This is a genomic window from Burkholderia sp. Bp8991, from assembly GCF_003853795.1.
Classification (GTDB): Bacteria; Pseudomonadota; Gammaproteobacteria; order Burkholderiales; family Burkholderiaceae; genus Burkholderia.
On the sequence record NZ_QTQJ01000020.1, the window covers coordinates 19,817 to 37,554 of the forward strand.

Sequence of the window (17,738 nt, forward strand, 5' to 3'; positions counted from 1 at the left end):
GTCCAAGTATAGACGTTTTGTCATGTTGGTGGCAAAAGCGCGAAACATGAATCGCCGCGCCTGTCCTCCCACCAACTGCCGAAAGGCCGTTTCATATCGCGGAATGTGCGCCGAATTCCGGCCGTGTCATCTTCCCGCCGCTTGAAAACCTGTTTTGCATCGCAAAACGCGTCGCTTATCTCATTGAAAAACAAGCAGAATTTATATCTTATGTCTTATATAAGAGTTGCTCGACAGTGCGCCGCGCGGCGTTACCATTGAGTCCATGCAGTTCGCTTCGTCACACGGAGCGGGCACGCTGAACCCTTTACTCAAATGCGCTTCGTTCCCAGGAGATTGACATGTCCCAATATCAAGACGACATCAAGGCAGTGGCTGGCTTGAAGGAAAACCACGGCAGCGCGTGGAACGCCATCAGCCCCGAGTATGCGGCCCGCATGCGTGCCCAGAACAAGTTCAAGACGGGGCTCGACATCGCGAAGTACACCGCGAAGATCATGCGCGCCGACATGGCCGCGTACGACGCCGACCCGGCCAAGTACACGCAGTCGCTGGGTTGCTGGCACGGCTTCATCGGCCAGCAGAAGATGATCTCCATCAAGAAGCACTTCAACAGCACCGAACGCCGTTACCTGTACCTGTCGGGCTGGATGGTCGCCGCGCTGCGCTCGGAGTTCGGCCCGCTGCCGGACCAGTCGATGCACGAAAAGACCTCGGTCAGCGCGCTGATCCGCGAGCTGTACACGTTCCTGCGCCAGGCCGATGCACGTGAACTCGGCGGCCTGTTCCGCGAGCTGGACGCCGCCAAGGACGCCGCTGCCAAGGCCGCGATCCAGGAAAAGATCGACAACCACGTGACGCACGTCGTGCCGATCATCGCCGACATCGACGCCGGTTTCGGCAACGCGGAAGCGACCTACCTGCTGGCCAAGCAGTTCATCGAAGCGGGCGCGTGCTGCATCCAGATCGAGAACCAGGTGTCCGACGAGAAGCAGTGCGGCCACCAGGACGGCAAGGTCACGGTGCCGCACGAGGACTTCCTCGCGAAGATCCGCGCGATCCGCTACGCGTTCCTGGAACTGGGCGTGGACGACGGCATCATCGTCGCCCGTACCGACTCGCTCGGCGCCGGCCTGACCAAGCAGATCGCCGTGACCAACGCGCCGGGCGACCTGGGCGACCAATACAACGCGTTCCTCGACTGCGAGGAACTGTCGGCCGACCAGCTGGGCAACGGTGACGTCGTCATCAAGCGCGACGGCAAGCTGCTGCGTCCGAAGCGCCTGCCGAGCAACCTGTTCCAGTTCCGCGCCGGCACGGGCGAAGCACGCTGCGTGCTCGACTGCATCACGTCGCTGCAGAACGGCGCCGACCTGCTGTGGATCGAAACCGAAAAGCCGCACATCGCGCAGATCGGCGGCATGGTCAGCGAAATCCGCAAGGTCATCCCGAACGCGAAGCTGGTGTACAACAACAGCCCGTCGTTCAACTGGACGCTGAACTTCCGTCAGCAGGCATATGACGCGCTGAAGGCCGCGGGCAAGGACGTGTCGGCATACGACCGCGCGCAGCTGATGAGCGTCGAGTACGACGAGACCGAACTGGCCAAGCTCGCCGACGAGAAGATCCGCACGTTCCAGGCCGATGCATCGCGCGAAGCCGGCATCTTCCATCACCTGATCACGCTGCCGACGTATCACACGGCCGCGCTGTCGACCGACAACCTCGCGAAGGAATACTTCGGCGACCAGGGCATGCTCGGTTACGTGGCCGGCGTGCAGCGCAAGGAAATCCGCCAGGGCATCGCGTGCGTCAAGCACCAGAACATGTCCGGCTCGGATATCGGCGACGACCACAAGGAATACTTCAGCGGCGAAGCAGCGCTGAAGGCGGCGGGCAAGGACAACACGATGAACCAGTTCTCGTAATCGTCATACCCGCGGCACGACGCCAACCCGTCCATGACGGGTTGGCGTTTTTTTTATCCGCGTTTTATCCGCGCACCGCCTTCACGACGTACTGGCTCGTCGGCACCACGTCGATCTTGTCGAAATCGATGAAGCGTCCGCAGCTGTCCATCATCTCCGCGACGTTGCGCTGGAATTTCTCCTCGTCGCCGACCGCATCGAAGAACGCGTACGGATCGGTCATCGCCGCGGCCGGGAAGCACTCCTCGACGATCGCGTCGTAGCCGGGCGCCGCATGCGTGAGCGCGCGCACGACCACGTTCTGCACGTACAGAAAGTTATCCTGAGTATCGATCGCGACGCGCGTGTGATGGCCGTGCCACACATCGAGCCACGCTTCGTGCGTGAGGCGCGGCGGGCGCTTCAGGAACGCGAGCTGCGAGAAGCCGCTGGTGCGCTCGCCGGGCCGCGCGGGAAAGCGCGTGTTCGGAATCGGCTGCGATTCGGTGACCAGATACGCGGCCATGTGCGGGACGCCCGCGCGCACCGCGTCGTCGAACGGCTGGCGGAACATCGGGTTCGCACTGTCGATCCATACCGCGACGATGCCGTCGATGCCCGGGTGCGTGTTGGTCTGCTTGAGGCCGGCGGCCGGCGCGACGTCGGCGTCGGCGACGTTCACCTGCACGCCGTGCGCGCCGAGCGACAGCAGCTTGTCGGCGAGCTGCGCGCGCACGCTGCGGCTCCACGGCTCGGGCGCGGCCTGCGCGTCGCGCCACAACACGTAAATGACTTTCTCCATTGCTCCGGCTCCAGGGGGGAATGACGGGATCGGCGGCGCTGCCGCCGGGTTTCAGGAAGCGCCGGCGGCCGAATCGGCCGGGCGCGTTGCGTCGTGCGCGTGCGGCGCGAAGCGGTTCGCGGTCAGCGTGAACGACGGCGGAATCGGCGACGTGACGGTTTCGAACAGGCGCTCGTGACGCGTCGCGTGAATGCGCCACACACCGTCGTGCTTCACGTACTGGTCGTCGTAGAACGCGGTGCCGTGCACCAGGTAGTCATCCTCGAGATTGATCGCGTGATCCTCGAGAAACCACACGCCGCACGCGTGACCGGCGGACACCAGCGTGAGCTCGGGATGATGGCCGTGATGCATCGTCAGGAAGGTCGGCTTGCCGATCAGCGCACGCAGGCTCGACACGAACGCGTCGCGGCCGTCGTACGCATAGCGGCCGCCTTGCAGGCGCACCTCGCAATCCCCGGTCACGCATTGTTCGAGCAACGCCCAGTCGTGCGTGTCGATCGCGCGGAAATACCGGTACTTCAGCTGGCGGATCTGCTCGTACTCGTAGAGCGTGCGGGTCGTCTCGTCCATCGTCGTGTCTCGTGGTGGTGTCGTCCGATCTTAGGAACGAAGCCACTCATGTCACATCGTCTGTTCGGACGAACGCCGCGACGGCCGCGTGCATCTCCGCCGCCACGGACCATCGAGGTTCATCCAAACAGGTGATGGCCGGCCATTCGTGCGGCTGTAACGTGGCGTCGACGCGGCTTCGATCCGCGCACACGAGACCAAGGAGACGGCATGACCCCGATCGAACGAATGGAAGTGCGCGTGCGCAGGCTCGAGGACGCCGACGCTATCCGCCAGCTGAAGGCCCGCTACTTCACGTGCTGCGACCGGAAGGATCCGCAAGGGATGCGCGACTGTTTCGCGCCCGGCACCGTGCACATCGACTATGGCCGGATCGGCACGTTCGAGCATCGCGACGCGCTCGTCGACGTGTTCGAGCGGCTCGGCTGCCACCCGCACATCGTCGAGATGCACCACGGCGTGAATCCGCACATCACCGTGCTCGACGACACGCATGCGCGCGGCACGTGGGGCCTGCATTACCAGATGCTCGACACCGATGCGCGCACGCTCACGCAGCTGGGCGCGACCTACGACGACGAATACCGGAAGGTCGACGGCGAATGGAAGATCGCGGCCACGCGCTGCGTCGTCACGTCGACGCTGTCGGCCCGCTACGACGGCGATGCGCCTGGCGTGCTGTTCGCCGGCGCGCAGCCGCCTGCCGCATAACGAAACGACGCGCGCTCCCAGCGCCGGTCGAGAACATTCCCCCAGGAGACATCGAACATGACACAGAACCACGAGGCGCCGGTCGCCGTCGTGACGGGCGCGTCGCGCGGCGCAGGCAAGGGCATCGCGCGCGCGCTCGGTGCGGCCGGCATGACCGTCTACGTGACGGGCCGCTCGCAGAACGAAGGCGATGCGCCGCTGCCCGGCACGATCCACGAGACCGCGCGCGAGATCGACGCGCTCGGCGGCCGCGGGATCGCGGTCGCGTGCGACCACGCGGACGACGCGCAGGTGAAGGCGCTGTTCGAGCGTGTCGAACGGGAAAGCGGGCGGCTCGACATCCTCGTCAACAACGCGACGTACCTGCACGACCAGCTGATCCTGCCGGGCCCGTTCTGGGAGAAGCCGCTGGACCTCGTGAACATCCTCGACGTCGGGCTGCGTTCGGCCTATGTCGCGAGCTGGCATGCCGCGCCGCTGATGGCGAAGCGCCGCAGCGGGCTGATCGCGTTCACGTCGTCGTTCGGCGCGAGCTGCTACATGCACGGCGCCGCGTACGGCGCGCAGAAATCCGGCGTCGACAAGTTCGCGAAGGACATGGCGGTCGACCTGAAGCCGTTCGACGTCGCGGCCGTGTCGATCTGGATGGGGCCGCTGCGCACCGAGCGCACGACGCGCGTGTGGGACGAGCATCCGGACCTCTACAAGGAATTCTCGCTCGTCGCCGAAAGCCCCGAATTCACCGGCCGCGTGATTCATGCGATCCATGCCGATCCGCAGCGCATGGCGCTGTCCGGGCAGGTGCTGGTCGGCGCGGAAGCCGCGCTGCAATACGGCATTTCTGATCTCGACGGCAAACAGCCGCCGTCGTATCGCGAACTGCTCGGCGGCCCCGTGCAGGCGCATCCGGCAATTGTCGCTTAAGGAGCGCGCATGGGCATGCTCAAGGGCAAGGTCGCGCTCGTGACGGGCGCGGGGCAGGGCGTCGGGCAAGGTGTCGCGCACGCGCTCGCAGCCGAAGGCGCGCAGGTGGCCGTGGTCGGCCGCACGCGCGACAAGCTGGTCGCGACGTGCGATGCGATTCGCGCACGCGGCGGGGTCGCGGTGCCGTTCGTGTGCGACGTGATGGACGCCGCGCAGATCGCGCAGTGCGTCGACGCCGTGGTCGAGCGTTTTCGCGGCGTGCAGATCCTGATCAACAACGCGCAGGTCGTACCGCTCGGCCGCCTGCTCGACGTGACCGACGCGGATTTTCTCGCGGGCCTCGAATCGGGGCCGATCGCCACGCTGCGGATGATGCGCGCGTGTCATCCGCATCTGAAGGGCGATGGCGTGATCGTCAATTTCGCATCGTCGGCCGCGGTGCGCTGGGACACGTCGGGTTACGGCGCCTATGCGGCAACCAAGGAAGCGATTCGTGCGCTCACGCGTGCGGCGGCATGCGAATGGGGCGCCGACGGCATCCGCGTGAACGCGGTCGCGCCGCATGCGCTGTCGCCGGGGCTGAAGGGCTGGGTCGACGCGAACCCGGACGAGGCCGCCGCGTTCTTCCGCACGATCCCGCTCGGCCGCGTCGGCGACTGCGAGCAGGACATCGGGCGCGCGATCGTGTTTCTCGCGAGCCGCGATGCGGCCTACCTGACGGGCGCGACGCTGCCGCTCGACGGCGGGCAGGCGTACTGGGGCTGACGGCTGGCGCGGGATCGCCGCGTCGTCGTCAGCTCGTGATCGGCCGCGCACCGGCGTGCAGCCGGGCGTGGCGGCCAGCAAACGGAACCGGAACCGGAACTGAAATCGAAACGCATCGAAGAGAGAACGACATGAGTCGACTGGAAGGAAAGGTAGCGATCGTCACGGGCGGCGCGCGCGGAATGGGCGCGGCGACGTGCAGGCTGTTCGTCGAAGAGGGCGCGCGCGTCGTGATCGCCGACGTGCTCGACGCGGAAGGCGAGGCGCTCGCGCGCGAGCTCGGCGACGCCGCGCGCTTCATGCGGCTCGACGTGGCCGACGAAGCAAACTGGCAACGCGTGGCCGACGCGACCGTCGAGCAGTTCGGCCGCATCGACGTGCTCGTCAACAACGCGGCGGTGCTGATGTTCGGCGCGATCACCGAGTTGTCGAAACGCGATTTCGAGCGTGCGGTGTCGATCAATCTGGTCGGCACGTTCGTCGGCATCCATACGATCGCGCCGCGCATGATCGCGCAAAAGCGCGGGTCGATCGTCAACATTTCGTCGGTGGACGGGCTGCGCGGCGTGAATGCGCTGGCCGCCTACGTCTCGAGCAAATGGGGTGTGCGCGGGCTGACGAAGGTGGCGGCGCTCGAACTCGGCCACCAGGGCGTGCGCGTGAATTCGATCCATCCCGGTGGCGTGAACACCGCGATGTCGAACCCGACCGGCGCGCCGCTCGACGAAGTCAACAAGCACTACACGCACGTGCCGCTGCAGCGTGTCGGCTTGCCTGAGGAAATCGCGCGCGCGACGCTGTTTCTCGCGAGCGACGAAGCGTCGTACTGCAACGGCGCCGAGCTGTCGGTCGACGGCGGGATGGCGGCGGGCGCGTATTACCCCGGATTGCCCGGCGCGCCGTTTTGAGCGGTAGCGTACACAACGCGTGGGCGACGGATGTTTGTGTACGCAACCTAATTCAGGGTTTGCCTGAGTAGCGAAAACGTGAATTCGGACGGCGACGGTTCGGGTGCATCGCATGCGAACGTGTCGCGCCGATTTTGCGTTTTTGCGAAACCCTTGCCGGACGGACGTTCCAGCCGTTTCGTCCCCAAAGCGCACGCGGCGGCGCAAAAAAAGGACCTGCCGGCAAGCTGCGTGCCGGCGCGTCGACACAGTTGTTTCTTGTTGCAACGCAACGCCAGCCCAATAACGGCGATGGTATGCTGGCCGATATGGAGTTGTACGGCAGGTTGCTTGCATGGCGAAACTCGCGTTCGCACACTCATACGAGACATCACATTCTCTCGCCCGCATCGCGGCATCGACACGCGCTCCGCTCGCGCGTCCCGCCTTGCGCGTCGCTTCAACCTGCGCTCCGACCGCATTCCTCATCTCGCGGGCTCGCCCCGCATCCCCCATCCTCGCCCAATAATCTGGAGACATTCCCATGTCGCAAAACTCTTTGGCCGAAGCGACGCACGGCCCGCTGATCGCTCCCCCGGCATACGTCAAACATCGCAAGCTGATCGACTGGGTATCGCGCATCGCGGCGCTGACGGAGCCCGAGCGTGTCGTCTGGTGCGACGGCTCGCAGGAAGAGAACGACGCGCTGTGCCAGGCGATGGTCGACCAGGGCACGCTCACGCGCCTGAACCCGGCGAAGCGCCCGAACTCGTATCTCGCGCAGTCCGATCCGTCCGACGTCGCGCGCGTCGAGGACCGCACCTTCATCTGCACCGAATCGCCTGACGACGTCGGCCCGACCAACAACTGGATCGCGCCGGAAGAAATGCGCGAGACGCTGAACGGCCTGTTCCGCGGCGCGATGCGCGGCCGCACGCTGTACGTCGTGCCGTTCTCGATGGGCCCGCTCGGTTCGCCGATCGCGCACGTCGGCGTCGAGCTGTCCGACAGCCCGTACGTGGCCGTGAACATGCGGATCATGACGCGCATGGGCCGCGAGGTGTATGACGTGCTCGGCGAGGACGGCGAATTCGTGCCGTGCGTGCACAGCGTCGGGCATCCGCTCGAAGCGGGCCAGAATGACGTGCCGTGGCCGTGCAACCCGGTCAAGTACATCGTGCATTTCCCCGATACGCGTGAAATCTGGAGCTTCGGCTCCGGCTACGGCGGCAACGCGCTGCTCGGCAAGAAGTGCTTCGCGCTGCGCATCGCGTCAACGATGGGCCGCGACCAGGGCTGGCTCGCCGAACACATGCTGATCCTCGGCGTGACGTCGCCGGCCGGCAAGAAGTATCACGTCGCGGCCGCGTTCCCGTCCGCGTGCGGCAAGACCAACTTCGCGATGCTGATCCCGCCGCAGGGCTTCGACGGCTGGAAGGTCACGACGATCGGCGACGACATCGCGTGGCTGAAGCCCGGCCGCGACGGGCGCCTGTATGCGATCAACCCGGAAGCCGGCTTCTTCGGCGTCGCGCCGGGCACCGGCGTGAAGACCAACCCGAATGCGATCTCGACGCTGAAGGAGAACGTGATCTTCACGAACGTCGCGCTGACGGAGGACGGCGACGTGTGGTGGGAAGGCCTGACCGACACGCCGCCCGCGAAGCTGACGGACTGGCAGGGCAACCCGTGGACGCCGGAGATCGGCAAGGAAACGGGCCGCAAGGCCGCGCATCCGAACTCGCGCTTCACGGCGCCGGCATCGCAATGCCCGTCGATCGACGCGGACTGGGAGAACCCGGCCGGCGTGCCGATCGACGCGTTCATCTTCGGCGGTCGTCGTTCGACGACCGTGCCGCTCGTGACCGAGGCGCGCGACTGGGTCGAAGGCGTGTACATGGCCGCGACGATGGGCTCCGAGACGACCGCCGCCGCGGCCGGCCAGCAGGGTGTGGTGCGCCGCGACCCGTTCGCGATGCTGCCGTTCTGTGGCTACAACATGAGCGATTATTTCGCGCACTGGCTGAAGCTCGGCAAGCAGCTCGAAGGCGCGGGCGCGAAACTGCCGAAGATCTACTGCGTGAACTGGTTCCGCAAGGACGCGAACGGCAAGTTCGTGTGGCCGGGCTTCGGCGAGAACATGCGCGTGCTGAAGTGGATGCTCGATCGCCTCGAGGGCAACGGCGGCGGCGGCGAACATGCGTTCGGCGTGTCGCCGGCGTATGACGACCTGCACTGGGACGGGCTCGACTTCACGCGCGAGCAGTTCGAGGCGGTCACGTCGATGAATGCAGGCGAATGGCGCGAGGAACTGAAGCTGCATGCGGCGCTGTTCGACACGCTGAAGCTGCGTCTGCCGGCGGAGTTGACCGAGACGATGAAGAACATCGAACAGCGTATCGGCGGCTGACGATGCGAGTCGAAGTCACGCAGTAACGACGTAACGACGTAACGCCGTTGCGGCACGAACGTCCCGCCGCCGGCATGCATCGCCGGTGGCGGGACGTTTTCGTTTCTGCTTCGTTTCAGCGTCGCGCGTGCAACGCCGGCCGTGCGCTTACGCGCCGCACTGCGCAACCACCTCATTCACCGCGCGCTGCACGTCGCCGCGCCGGTAGCGCAGCAGCGCGATATCGGCCGGGTCCGGCTCGTACGCCACGACGTTGCCGCGCCCCGTATAGATCGCGATGTCCGGCAGCAGCGGATGCTCCTGGTCGAGCGACGGCACCGGCTGCGGATTGCCGGCCGCGCGAAAGAATGCAGCGAAGTAGTCGGCGAAGCTCAGGTTCTCGTCGCCGACGAGATAGGCCTTGCCGGATTCGCCGCGTTGCAGCGCGCCCCAGATCGCTTCCGACAGCGATTGTGTCGAGATGAAGTTGCTGCCGCCGGCCGGCCCGTACACCGGCAGCCCCGCGAGCTTGCCCTGCGCATAACCCGTGTACGCGGCGAACATCTCGTTGCGCAGCCCCGGCACCGACCCGACCACGAACGGCGCGTTCACGCTGCACACCGCGAACGACGGCGACGCGAGCGCGCGCACGCGTTCGTCGGCGAGGTGGCGCGAGCGCACGTACGGCACCGTGTCGACGAGCGTCGGCGCGACCTGCGGATAGAAGCTGCCGACCAGCACCGCGCGCTTTACGCCCGCGTCGCGCGCGAGCGAGAAGAAGCGCGGCACCGCGTCGACGTTCGCGCGTTCCCAGTGCGCGGCTTCGTCGGTGCCGGGCGGCAGGTGGCGAATGTCGTTGCCGGCCGCGAACACGACCGCGTCGAATGGCGCGAGATCGTCGCGCGTGAAGTTGCCGGCCACGTAGTCGCGCAGCAGCACGTCGAATTGCGCGAGCGCGCTGCCCGGCGCGGGCGGCTTGCGCGCGGCGAGCGTCACGTCGTTGCCTTGCGCGCGCAGATGCAATGCGGCGTGGCCGCCGATGAGGCCGGTACCGCCGATGATCAGGATTTTCATGGTGTCTCCGGTGGCGGCGCCGCTGCGCCGCTTGAATTGAACCGATGATTGAACGGACGAATCCGTGCGGAACGTCGCTCAGAAATTGAAGCCGTTGCCGCTGACGACCGGCATGTTGGTCCAGAATCCGTTCGGATCGCGATACCAGCCGGCCGCCGCGAGTGCGCCGCCGTCGACGTGCAGCGTCGTGCCGGTGACCCATGCGGCGAGCGGGCTCGCGAGGAACAGCGCGGCGCCCGCGATGTCGCCGGCCACACCGAAGCGCCCGAGCGGAATCCAGCGCGGGACGTGCGCGCGATGCTCGGGCGCGACCATCGCGTTGACCGGCACCTGCGGCGTCTCGGTGGTCTCCGGCGCGATCTGGTTCACGCGGATGCCGGCCGGCCCGAGTTCGAGCGCGAGGCTTTTCGTGAAGCCGGTCAGCGCGGCCTTGAACGACGCGTACACGGTGCAGTTCGGAATCGCGCGAAAGCCCTCGATCGACGACACGCCGACGATGCTGCTGCCCGCGCCGCGCTTGCGCAGCAACGGCAGCATCGCGCGCGTGACGACGAACACCTGGCGCAGGTTCACGTCGAACAGCCGCGCGATGTCGTCGTCGGTATGGTCGTCGAACGGTTTCGCGATCTGCAGGAAATCGCCGACGTTGTTGACGAGCACGTCGAGCCCGCCGAAGCGGGCGTCGATCGTCCGCGCGAACGCGTTGACCTCGTCGCGGCGTGTGACGTCCACGGTGCCGACCAGCGCGTCGACGCCCGCGGCTTCGAGTGCCTGACGCACGTCCTGCGCGCGGGCGGGATCGACCTCGGCCACCACGACCCGCGCGCCCGCCGCGCCGAACGCTTGCGCGCATGCGCGGCCGATGCCCGCGCCGCCGCCGGTGACCAGCACGGTCTTGCCGGAAAAGGAAATCATCGGAACGCTACTCCTTCGAACGGAAAAGCCACGCGCCGCATCACAGCGACGCAACCAGTTGCGCGTTGTCGATCCGCAGCTCCGCGCCGTTCACGAAGCGCGATTCGTCGGATGCGAGGAACAGCACGAGATTCGCGACGTCCTGCGGATCGCACATGCGTGCCATCGGATCGTTGCCGATGCCGAGCTCGGCCGGATCGAGGCCGGGCATCAGCGCCTGCGTCATCGGTGTCCAGATGCCGTCCGGATGGATCGAGTTGCAGCGGATCCGGTAGCCGCTGCGCTTGCAGTGCACGGCGACGCTGCGCGCGAGCGCCGTTACCGCGCCTTTCGAGCCGGTGTACGCGCACATCATCGGCAGGCCGCCGAGCGCGGCGACCGACGACATCATCACGATCGAGCCCGGCGTGTCGTTGTGCTTCATCGCGCCGATCGCATACTTGCAGCCGAGAAAGTAGCCGTCCGCGTTGACGCGCAGCACGCGTCGCCAGGTGTCGAGGCTCGTGTCCTCGATCGATCCGACCGGGCAGATCGCCGCGTTGTTGACGAGCACGTCGAGGCGGCCGAAGCGCTCGAGCGTCGACGCGATCGCGTGCCGCCAGCCGTCTTCGTCGGCGATGTCCTGATGGACGAAGAGCGCGGTGTCGCCGATCTCGCGCGCGAGTGCGCGGCCCGCGTCCTCGTCGATGTCGGTGAGGACCACGCGCGCGCCTTCGGCGGCGAGCAGCAGCGCATCCGCGCGGCCGACCCCGCTCGCCGCGCCGGTGATCAGCGCGACCTTGTTTGCGACTCGATTCATGTCCGGTCGATTTCCTGTGACGTTGAAAGAAGGCGGGCGCTCATGCGGCGCCCGGCGCACGGCCGGCCCTGACCGCGTCGAGCGCGGCCGCGCCGTAGATCTGCGCGATGGTGGCGTCGACGCGCGGGTTGGCGCGCAGCTCGTGGCCGCCGTCGACCGCGAAGCTCTGGCCGGTGACCCAGCCCGACTCGGGGCCCGCGAGATAGCGCACCGCGTGCGCGATCGCTTCCGGCTCGCCGAGTGAGCCGAGCGGAATCTGGTCGAGGAAGCTGTCGACGAGCGCCCGGTTGTCGAACATCGGCGCGGTGGCCTCCGAGCGCGTGAGGCCCGGCCGCACCGCGTTCACGCGGATCCTCGCGCCGGCCAGTTCCTCGGCGGCCCCGCGCACCAGCGCCTCAAGCGCGGCCTTCGCGGTGCAGTACGCGGTCAGCCAGCGGAAATTGATCTGCGCGGCCGTCGACGAGATACAGACGATCGTGCCGCCGCCGCTGTCGGCGAGCCGTGGCGCCGCGTGACGGATCGCGGCGAACGCGCTGTTCAGGTTCAGCTCGATTTCCGCGCGGAAGCTGTCGGCGTCGTGCATCAGCAGCGGCCGGAACCCGGCGCCGCCGACGGTCGGCACGACGATGTCGAGCCGGCCGTCGAGCGCCCACGCGGTATCCAGCGCCGCCTGCAGGTCGCCGTCGTCGCACGCGTCGCCGGCGTGGATCGCGACGCGGCTGCCGGGCAGCGTGTCGGTCAGGTGCCGCTGCGTGCGTTCGAGTGCATCGCGGCGGCGGCCCATCAGCACGACGGCCGCGCCATCGGCGGCAAGCGCGTGCGCACAGGCCGCGCCGATGCCGCCGGCGCCGCCCGTGACGAGCGCGGTGCGGCCGGCGAGGGGAAGGGATGCGCGCATCGTTCAGCCCTCCAGCGGCAGGTCTTGCGACCAGTCGACGTGCAGCGTGCGCGCGGCGAAGCGCCACGTGCCGCCGTCGAGCACGCAGCGGTCGCGATAGCGCAGCCCCCAGTCGAGCTTGCGCTTCACGCCGTCGCGCACGTACACGTGGCACGCGAGGCAGTAGGTCTCGACGTCGGCCTCACCGCCGTCGAGCGTGGCGAGCTGGTTGTGCACGTGATGCTGGGTGGTTTCGTAGCGCTCGATCACGCGCATGCCGGCGACGATCGCATCGCGGTCGTCGAAACGGAAACCGGGGCCGTCGAGCTGGGCGTCGGCGGTGAAGAGGGTGGCGAGGCGCGGCCAGTCGCGCCGGTCGACGGCCTGCGCGTAACGGCACGCGAGTTCGTACAGCGCGTGGCGGGGATTCGATTCGGTCATGCGGTACTCCCGTGAATGAACGGAAAGACTCGGTCGCGCCGCGAGCGCTGACGCGACGGCATTGCGACGTCGACCCGCAGGTTCGCATCCGGCCGCGCGATCCTCATCATCCATACGGAGCAGGGGCACGATCAGGGAAAATACCGGCGCGGCGGCCGCGCATCGTCCGATGGTGCGATGCAGCGGCGAACGCATGGCATGCGCCCGAAGATCGCGCGCCCCGTCACGACGGGCTGCGGTACGCGGTTTTCCGATCGCGACGCCGCTGCCACCGCTCGGCGATGCTGCGGCGCCGCACGTCGCGCCAGGGCCGCTTCGCGTTTGCCCCTAGTCGAAATGGACGATGGCCGGCGGGCCGGCGCTGGCTACCGTGCAGTCATCCGGTGCGGTTGCCTGTTTGCCCGAGGCCAGTGCGCCGGACACGAACCGCGATAGCGGCCAACCGGAGGGGACACGATCATGAGACTGACGACTCGCAAGCTGTGCGTATTGGCGACGGGCGCGTTCGCGGCGATGGTGATGGCGCGATATGGCGCCGATCAGGTCCCGGCGCCGCCGTATGCGGCCGGCATCCTGCAATGCCGCTCGCTCGATGCGAACGGCCTGCCGACCGGTTGCGTGCCGATCGATCCTTCGCGCTTCGGTTTCGCCGCACTGCGCGGCATGTGACGACGGCGCGGCCGCGTGCCGCGCCGACTCGATGTCACGTTGACGCCGTCACGATGCGACGGCGACCGGGTGGACGGCGTTCGCGCAGCGCAGTGTCGCGGCGCGGCACGCTCGCGGCAGTTCGTCCGGCGTGTGCATGCCCCCGGCTTGGCTCGCCGCTGCCGCTCGATTTCCCCGTCGACGACGCGGCGTTCGCGTGCCTGCGATCGCTCGCATCGACGACGTGCCGGCCTGCCGGGCCGGCCGCGCTGAGCCCCGACCGCCGCTTTTCACCGAATCCCTTCACGCAGACCCTTGCCTCCATGTCATCCGAATATTCCCTCGCTCGCCCCCTGAATATCCGCGACGTCCATCGCTGGGACGCCGAACACGACGTCGTGATCGTCGGCTTCGGCGCGGCTGGCGCGTGCGCGGCGATCGAAGCCGCGAGCGCCGGCGCCGACACGCTGATCGTCGAGCGCGCGTCGAGCTACGGCGGCACGAGCGCGCTGTCCGGCGGCGAGATCTACCTCGGCGGCAGCGGCGGCACGCCCGCGCAGCGGCAGGCCGGCTTCAGCGACGACACCGAGGACCTGTACCGCTACCTGATGCTTGCGGGCGGCCGCGACGCCGACGAGGCGAAGGTGCGCCTCTATGCGAACGAGAGCCTCGCGCATCACGACTGGCTGGTCGCGCAGGGCGTCACGTACAAGAACACGTTCATCGCCGAGCGGATCGTCGAGCCGGAAACCGACGACTGCCTGATCTGGTCGGGCAGCGAGGAGGCCTGGCCGTTCAGCGAGAGCGCGAAGCCTTGCCCGCGCGGCCACACGCCGCAATGGCCGGGCTGGGGCGGCGGGCAGGTGCTGATGCGCGTGCTGGCCGAGCGCGTGCAGGCGCTCGGCGTGTCGACGCGCTACGACACGCGCGCACAGGCGCTGATCGTCGACGATGCCGGCGCGGTGCGCGGCGTCGTGCTGCGGGCGTACGGCGAGACGGCGTTCGTGCGGGCGCGCCGCGCGGTGATCCTGTGCGCGGGCGGCTTCGCGATGAACCGCGACATGGTGCGCCGGCATGCGCCGCAGTTCCTGCGCTCGGCCGAACCGATCGGAAGCCCCGGAGACGACGGCTCGGGCATCCTGCTCGGCCAGAGCGCGGGCGGCGCCGCGATCCACATGGACCAGGGTTTCGTCAGCCTGCCGTTCTACGCGCCCGAATCGCTGATCCGCGGGATCTTCGTGAACGCGCGCGGGCAGCGTTTCATCAACGAGGACGGCTATCACGGCCGCACGGGCCACCACGCGTTCCACCAGGCCGACGACCGGATCTACCTGCTGGTCGACCAGGCGACCTACCAGGAGCCGCCGGACATCGCGCGGATCAGCATCGCGGCGGCCGGCGAGACCTGGGACGAAGTCGAGCGCGACCTGCAGATGCCGGCCGGCACGCTGACGGCGACCGTCGACGTCTACAACCGTCACGCGGCCGAAGGCGTCGATCCGCTGTTCCACAAGGCGAGGAAGTGGTTGCAGCCGCTGATCGAGCCGCCGTTCGTCGCGCTCGATTGCCGGATCGATTACGCGTTCTACCCGCATTTCACGCTGGGCGGGCTCGATACGCTGCCGACCGGGCAGGTGCTCGACGCGGCGCGCACACCGGTGGCGGGCCTCTATGCGGCCGGCCGCACGACCTGCGGGCTGCCGCGCTGGGGCGCCGGGTACAGCTCGGGATTGTCGCTGGCCGATGCGACGTTCTTCGGCCGGCAGGCAGGTCGTCATGCCGCAAGTGCGGCGAGCGACGCGTTGCACGGCGTCGCGTAGCGTCGCCCGCGTGGAGCACGGATCGCGGATCGCGGATCGCGGATCGCAGAACGCAGAACGCAGAACGCAGAACGCAGAACGCACACGGCACAACACGACGCCCCGGGCAACCGCGTTGCACCGGGGCGTCGTCGTTTCAGCGAGGCGTCAGCCGTTCGTCAGCCGAGATCGAGCGCGTTCGTCAGGTCGCCCGGCGGCGTCGCGCCGCGCGCCGCGAACGCCTTGTCGCGCGCGGCGACGCCGTCGAGCGGCGCGAGCCCGTGCACGCGGCTGATGAAGCGCAGGATCGAGTTCGTGTCGTACATCGTGTGGTCGACGTAACCCTTCTTCGCGAACGGCGAGATCACGAGCGCCGGAATCCGCGAGCCGGGGCCCCAGCGATCGCCGACCGGCGGCGCGACGTGATCCCACCAGCCGCCGTTCTCGTCGTGCGTCATCACGATCACCGTGTTCGCCCACTGCGGGCCGCGCCGGATGCGTTCGATCACGTGCGCGATGTGGCGATCGCCGGATTCGACGTCCGCATAACCCGCGTGCATGTTCAGGTTGCCCTGCGGCTTGTAGAACGCGACGGCCGGCAGGCGGCCCGCGTCGATGTCGGCGATGAAATGATTGGTCGACGGCTCGTCGCCGAGGCCCGCATCGCGCAGGTGCTTGCGGCGCGCGTCGGTGCCCGGCGCGTAGTTCGCGAAGTAGTTGAACGGCTGATGGTGGTACTGGAAATCCGGCACCATGCCGGTGTCGCGGTGCTCGAGCGCGTACTGCCACGCGCCGCTGTACCACGCCCAGTCGACGTTCTTCTCCGACAGGCGGTCGCCGATCGTCGCATGGCCTTGCGGCGGGATCACGCGATGATCGGACGGATCCGCATACGCGGCGTTGCCCGGATCGGCCGGTGGCACGTAACTCGGCTGATACGGCGGCGCCATCGTGTTGACGCCGTAGCCATCGGGCGTCAGCGGGCCGTCGACCGCGAACTTCGGCGGGCCGTCGAGCGCGGACGCGGGCGAATCGGCGGCGAGCGTCAGGCGCGTGCCGGCCGGATCGTCGCCGTCGACCTTCGACAGCAGCTTCGCCGCATGCGGATGCTTGTGCGCATCCGGATACATCGGCGGCTGCGCGGAAATCAGGAACATGTGGTTCAGCCACGACCCGCCGAAGGCCGCCATGAAGAAGTTGTCGCACAGCGTGTATTGCCGTGCGAGGTTCCACAGCCGCAGCGTGTCGGCGGAATTGCGGTAATGGCCCATCACGAGGCCGCCGGAATCGGCCCACGCGGCGAACTGGTCGTTGCGGCCCGCGGCGATCTGCATCTGGTTCTGGTAGAAGCGGTGCCACAGGTCGCGCGTGATCACGCCGTTCGGCAGCGGCTTGCCCTGCGCGTCTGCGATCCGGAACGGCGCGTTCGGCAGCTTGTCGATGTCGCGCTCGGCGATCGCGTAGCGCTGGCCGCCGACTTCCTGCGCCTGCGGCACGAGCCCGCCCCAGATCTTCGGCAGCACCGGCAGCGGCGTCTTGCCGTCGCGATCGAGCTGCCGCGCGTGCTCGGGTTTCACCTCGCTCAGCGGATATTGCACGCCCGGGAAATCGCCGTACAGATTCGCGAAGCTGCGGTTCTCCGCATAGATCACGACGATGTGGCGCACCTGCCGGCGCAGCGCGTCGTCGATCCGCAGGTCGGCGGCCGAGCGCGGCGCGCTGCCCGGCGTGGTCTCGCAGCCGCCGAGCGCGACGCCCGCGCCGAGCGCGGCGAGGCCGCCGAGCATGCGGCGGCGGTCGGGATCGGCGGGAAGGTCGTCGGGGCGATCGGGGGTGTCGTTCACGTCGTGTGCTCCTCGGATGGGCGGTTGTCGTTCGATGCGCGGCAGCGTCGCACAGCCTGCCGCGACGCGCGGCGGGACGCAACGGCCGGCGTCGCGCCCGGGCGCGGGCGACGCCGGCTGTCACTAAAATGTCACGAACGCGACTATAACGCGGCCGGCGGCGTCGATGAAAGGCGTTTGTCGGACAATGCGCGACGTCCGCGCGCGAACTAGACTTGAATCACGGGCGGCGCGTTGCGGCGCGCTGCCCGCGCGAACGGCGCCCGGCGGCGCCGTCGCGGTGTCATTCATGCGACGAAACGAGGCGACGATGGCGCGGATCCATTCCGTTTGCGCGTGGCCGGCGATGCCGCGCGCCGACCGGGCGCGCGTGCACGCGTAAG

The 17,738-nt window shown here is 68.0% G+C and carries 16 protein-coding genes; 8 read left to right on the forward strand and 8 right to left on the reverse strand.

Annotated features, from left to right (window positions below):
* Window positions 1–341 precede the first annotated feature (341 nt).
* A complete protein-coding gene (locus DIE02_RS22275) occupies window positions 342–1,928 on the forward strand; it encodes an isocitrate lyase (protein ID WP_044844609.1) in 1,587 nt (528 codons plus the stop codon).
* A 64-nt stretch (window positions 1,929–1,992) separates the two neighbouring features.
* On the opposite strand, the gene DIE02_RS22280 is transcribed toward DIE02_RS22275, so the two are convergent.
* Window positions 1,993–2,709, reverse strand: coding sequence for an EthD domain-containing protein (locus DIE02_RS22280; RefSeq protein WP_124484719.1), 717 nt, complete (start codon window positions 2,707–2,709; stop codon window positions 1,993–1,995).
* A 51-nt stretch (window positions 2,710–2,760) separates the two neighbouring features.
* A complete protein-coding gene (locus DIE02_RS22285; protein ID WP_124484720.1) occupies window positions 2,761–3,282 on the reverse strand; it encodes a nuclear transport factor 2 family protein in 522 nt (173 codons plus the stop codon).
* Window positions 3,283–3,492: 210 nt separating this feature from the next.
* On the opposite strand from DIE02_RS22285, the gene DIE02_RS22290 reads away from it, so the two are divergent.
* From DIE02_RS22290 to DIE02_RS22315, 5 genes are all read left to right on the forward strand, one after another.
* Complete coding sequence (locus DIE02_RS22290) at window positions 3,493–3,993, forward strand: nuclear transport factor 2 family protein (RefSeq protein ID WP_124484721.1); 501 nt, start codon at window positions 3,493–3,495, stop codon at window positions 3,991–3,993.
* 57 nt (window positions 3,994–4,050) lie between these two features.
* On the forward strand, window positions 4,051–4,917 hold the full coding sequence (locus DIE02_RS22295) for an SDR family NAD(P)-dependent oxidoreductase (RefSeq protein WP_124484722.1): 867 nt from the start codon (window positions 4,051–4,053) through the stop codon (window positions 4,915–4,917).
* Between the two features lie 9 nt (window positions 4,918–4,926).
* Window positions 4,927–5,682 (forward strand): SDR family NAD(P)-dependent oxidoreductase, encoded by a 756-nt coding sequence (locus DIE02_RS22300; protein WP_124484723.1) that lies wholly within the window; start codon window positions 4,927–4,929, stop codon window positions 5,680–5,682.
* 131 nt (window positions 5,683–5,813) lie between these two features.
* Complete coding sequence (locus DIE02_RS22305; RefSeq protein ID WP_124484724.1) at window positions 5,814–6,590, forward strand: glucose 1-dehydrogenase; 777 nt, start codon at window positions 5,814–5,816, stop codon at window positions 6,588–6,590.
* A gap of 523 nt (window positions 6,591–7,113) precedes the next feature.
* Window positions 7,114–8,979 carry a phosphoenolpyruvate carboxykinase (GTP) gene (locus tag DIE02_RS22315; RefSeq protein ID WP_124484725.1) on the forward strand — a complete coding sequence of 622 codons (1,866 nt, stop codon included), beginning with the start codon at window positions 7,114–7,116 and terminating at the stop codon, window positions 8,977–8,979.
* Between the two features lie 147 nt (window positions 8,980–9,126).
* Here the strand turns inward: DIE02_RS22315 and DIE02_RS22320 are convergent, their stop codons facing one another.
* The 5 genes from DIE02_RS22320 to DIE02_RS22340 form a co-directional block, all read right to left on the reverse strand.
* Window positions 9,127–10,032: an NAD(P)-dependent oxidoreductase gene (locus tag DIE02_RS22320; protein WP_124484726.1), complete on the reverse strand. Its 906-nt coding sequence runs from the start codon at window positions 10,030–10,032 to the stop codon at window positions 9,127–9,129.
* 78 nt (window positions 10,033–10,110) lie between these two features.
* Window positions 10,111–10,947, reverse strand: coding sequence for an SDR family NAD(P)-dependent oxidoreductase (locus DIE02_RS22325; protein ID WP_124484727.1), 837 nt, complete (start codon window positions 10,945–10,947; stop codon window positions 10,111–10,113).
* 40 nt (window positions 10,948–10,987) lie between these two features.
* The gene (locus tag DIE02_RS22330; protein WP_014899307.1) at window positions 10,988–11,746 is read right to left on the reverse strand and encodes an SDR family oxidoreductase; all 759 of its coding nucleotides are present in this window, start codon (window positions 11,744–11,746) and stop codon (window positions 10,988–10,990) included.
* 40 nt (window positions 11,747–11,786) lie between these two features.
* Window positions 11,787–12,644, reverse strand: a complete 858-nt coding sequence (locus DIE02_RS22335) for an SDR family NAD(P)-dependent oxidoreductase (protein ID WP_124484728.1) — start codon at window positions 12,642–12,644, stop codon at window positions 11,787–11,789.
* Window positions 12,645–12,647: 3 nt separating this feature from the next.
* On the reverse strand, window positions 12,648–13,064 hold the full coding sequence (locus DIE02_RS22340; protein ID WP_124484729.1) for a nuclear transport factor 2 family protein: 417 nt from the start codon (window positions 13,062–13,064) through the stop codon (window positions 12,648–12,650).
* Between the two features lie 459 nt (window positions 13,065–13,523).
* Here DIE02_RS22340 and DIE02_RS22345 point away from each other — a divergent pair, with 459 nt between their 5' ends.
* Entirely contained in the window at window positions 13,524–13,733 is a 210-nt protein-coding gene (locus DIE02_RS22345; protein ID WP_124484730.1) for a hypothetical protein, read from the forward strand.
* 302 nt (window positions 13,734–14,035) lie between these two features.
* A complete protein-coding gene (locus tag DIE02_RS22350) occupies window positions 14,036–15,532 on the forward strand; it encodes an FAD-dependent oxidoreductase (protein ID WP_124484731.1) in 1,497 nt (498 codons plus the stop codon).
* 158 nt (window positions 15,533–15,690) lie between these two features.
* Here the strand turns inward: DIE02_RS22350 and DIE02_RS22355 are convergent, their stop codons facing one another.
* A complete protein-coding gene (locus DIE02_RS22355; protein ID WP_124484732.1) occupies window positions 15,691–17,355 on the reverse strand; it encodes an acid phosphatase in 1,665 nt (554 codons plus the stop codon).
* Window positions 17,356–17,738 lie beyond the last annotated feature (383 nt).

Bases quoted from the DNA above. Each gene is read 5' to 3' on its own strand.
- DIE02_RS22335 (WP_124484728.1), bottom strand. From the start codon at position 12,644: ATGCGCGCATCCCTTCCCCTCGCCGGCCGCACCGCGCTCGTCACGGGC.
- DIE02_RS22280 (WP_124484719.1), bottom strand. From the start codon at position 2,709: ATGGAGAAAGTCATTTACGTGTTGTGGCGCGACGCGCAGGCCGCGCCC.
- DIE02_RS22290 (WP_124484721.1), top strand. From the start codon at position 3,493: ATGACCCCGATCGAACGAATGGAAGTGCGCGTGCGCAGGCTCGAGGAC.
- DIE02_RS22275 (WP_044844609.1), top strand. From the start codon at position 342: ATGTCCCAATATCAAGACGACATCAAGGCAGTGGCTGGCTTGAAGGAA.
- DIE02_RS22345 (WP_124484730.1), top strand. From the start codon at position 13,524: ATGAGACTGACGACTCGCAAGCTGTGCGTATTGGCGACGGGCGCGTTC.
- DIE02_RS22330 (WP_014899307.1), bottom strand. From the start codon at position 11,746: ATGAATCGAGTCGCAAACAAGGTCGCGCTGATCACCGGCGCGGCGAGC.
- DIE02_RS22305 (WP_124484724.1), top strand. From the start codon at position 5,814: ATGAGTCGACTGGAAGGAAAGGTAGCGATCGTCACGGGCGGCGCGCGC.
- DIE02_RS22315 (WP_124484725.1), top strand. From the start codon at position 7,114: ATGTCGCAAAACTCTTTGGCCGAAGCGACGCACGGCCCGCTGATCGCT.
- DIE02_RS22285 (WP_124484720.1), bottom strand. From the start codon at position 3,282: ATGGACGAGACGACCCGCACGCTCTACGAGTACGAGCAGATCCGCCAG.
- DIE02_RS22340 (WP_124484729.1), bottom strand. From the start codon at position 13,064: ATGACCGAATCGAATCCCCGCCACGCGCTGTACGAACTCGCGTGCCGT.
- DIE02_RS22320 (WP_124484726.1), bottom strand. From the start codon at position 10,032: ATGAAAATCCTGATCATCGGCGGTACCGGCCTCATCGGCGGCCACGCC.
- DIE02_RS22295 (WP_124484722.1), top strand. From the start codon at position 4,051: ATGACACAGAACCACGAGGCGCCGGTCGCCGTCGTGACGGGCGCGTCG.
- DIE02_RS22300 (WP_124484723.1), top strand. From the start codon at position 4,927: ATGGGCATGCTCAAGGGCAAGGTCGCGCTCGTGACGGGCGCGGGGCAG.
- DIE02_RS22350 (WP_124484731.1), top strand. From the start codon at position 14,036: ATGTCATCCGAATATTCCCTCGCTCGCCCCCTGAATATCCGCGACGTC.
- DIE02_RS22325 (WP_124484727.1), bottom strand. From the start codon at position 10,947: ATGATTTCCTTTTCCGGCAAGACCGTGCTGGTCACCGGCGGCGGCGCG.